Origin of the sequence: Methylobacter sp. BlB1, assembly GCF_015476545.1 — a bacterium.
GTDB lineage: Bacteria > Pseudomonadota > Gammaproteobacteria > Methylococcales > Methylomonadaceae > Methylobacter.
The window spans coordinates 1-1,836 of the sequence record NZ_JADMKV010000149.1 but is presented as its reverse complement, the minus strand read 5'-3'; the positions used below and the strand labels follow the sequence as shown (position 1 = coordinate 1,836).

The window sequence follows — 1,836 nt, the reverse complement described above, 5'->3', positions numbered from 1 at the left end:
ACGGCGCTGCAGCGTTGCGCCAGGCTCAGCGGCGCATGTTCATGGCGCAGCAGGTCGGCCAGCCGAACCTGCACTTCACGGACCTGTTCCAGAACACTGCCCTGGGCCAGCTGCACACGCAGCGGCAGGGTATTGATGAACATGCCCAGCACCCGGCCGGCGCCCTCACCGCCCTGCATGCGCCCGAACAATACCGTGCCGAACACCACGTCATCGCGGCCTGAAGTCTTTGACAATACGGCAGCCCAGGCCAGATGAAACAGGCTGGCAGCACTGGTGCCCAGCGTTCTGGCCTGTTCCCGCACCCGTCTTGCCAAATCCGCAGCGACGGCCAACCTGGCTTCCTGAACCCGGCTGCCGTCGCTCAGGACGTCGAGCAGACCGAACGGCGCCGTGGGCTCATCGACATCCGCCAAGATCTTGCGAAAAAAGGTTTCGTGCTCTTCCGGCTTCATCCCCAGCCGTGCCTGCGCGACGAAGTTGCGGAACGGCAACGGCGCCGGCAGTTGGTTTTCCAGACCCAGCTGGTGCATCAGGATCTCTTCCATCAGGATGTCTATCGTGGTGTGATCGATCGCCAAATGGTGAGTCAACAGCAGCAGCAGCCAGCGCCCTTCCCTGGTGTCATAGGCCGTGAAGCCGCTGATCAGAGGCGCCTGGCGCACGTCGATTCGATAATGGCGCGGGTCGAAGTGAGCCCGCAACTGCGCAGCGGCCTCGCCGGTTTCAGGGTCGATGACGACGTCCTCAATCGCCAATTTCGCTTCGCGCCAGACCACTTGGACCGGTTCCGGCAACCCCTCCCAGGCTATGGAAGTGCGCAGGATATCGTGGCGTGCGATCACCGCCTGCAGGGCGGCCAGGAACCCGTCAAGACGTTCGCGCGTATCAAACGCCATCAGGGACGGCAGCAGGTAGGCGTCCCCTTCGGATTCCATCAGGTGGTGAAACAGGATGCCTTCCTGCAGCGGCGCCAGCGGATAGATGTCCTGCACATTGGCTGCGCCGCCCGGTACGGTGGCCGTGATTTGGTCAACATACTCGGGCGCCAGATTCAATAATTGAGAACTGTCCAGAGAATCAGCGACAGGCTTGTTGGAAACGATGGGGCCATTTGACCTTAGAAATTCAATCAAAGCGGGCTTAGTGTCACGTAACTCGGCAAGTAATGAAGGAGCTAATGCTTGTTTTTTTCCAAGAATGACTAACTCGTCATTTTCGACGGCAAGTGAGATGTCACTCTCGCTGAGTTGCTGTAATAGCGCTTCAATTTTCATATTCTAATCTCCATAATTTGTTCTTCTTCCACTGCTTCGGCCAGCTTGGCCAGAGTTGGGGCGGTAAATACCACTCTCACGTCCGCGACCAATCCCCTCTGCCCCATCTTTTCAATCAGTGATATCGCTAACAAGGAATGTCCTCCCAGTTCGAAGAAATTATCGTGGCGGCCGACCTGCTCGATCTTGAGCAGCTCGGCCCAGATATCAGCCAGAGCCTGTTCGGTCTCGCCCTGCGGCGCCTCATACTCACGCGCACCGTAAGCATCGCCCTCCGGCGCCGGCAGCGCCTTGCGGTCCAGCTTGCCGTTCGGGCTCAGCGGCAATGCCTCCAGATGCACGAAGGCGGCCGGCACCATGTACTCGGGCAGTGTCTCGGCCAGATGCACACGCAAGTCGTCCACAGTTAATTCAGCATCGCCGGTGTAGTAGGCCACCAGCCGCTTGCCGCCGGGGCCGTCCTCGCGGGCCAGCACGGCCGTTTCCCGGACCGCCGGGTGTTCGGCCAGCCGGGCCTCGATCTCGCCCAGCTCGATGCGGAAGCCGCGGATCTTGACCT

2 protein-coding genes are annotated in these 1,836 nt (G+C 60.3%); both read right to left on the bottom strand.

The window, feature by feature from the left end; translation table 11 throughout:
• The coding region (locus IT781_RS21725) for a condensation domain-containing protein (protein ID WP_228779352.1) at window positions 1-1,277 on the bottom strand (1,277 nt) is incomplete at its 3' end.
• Window positions 1,274-1,836: phosphopantetheine-binding protein (locus tag IT781_RS21720; protein ID WP_228779351.1), on the bottom strand; the 563-nt coding region annotated here is incomplete at its 5' end. The genes IT781_RS21725 and IT781_RS21720, both read right to left, overlap by 4 nt.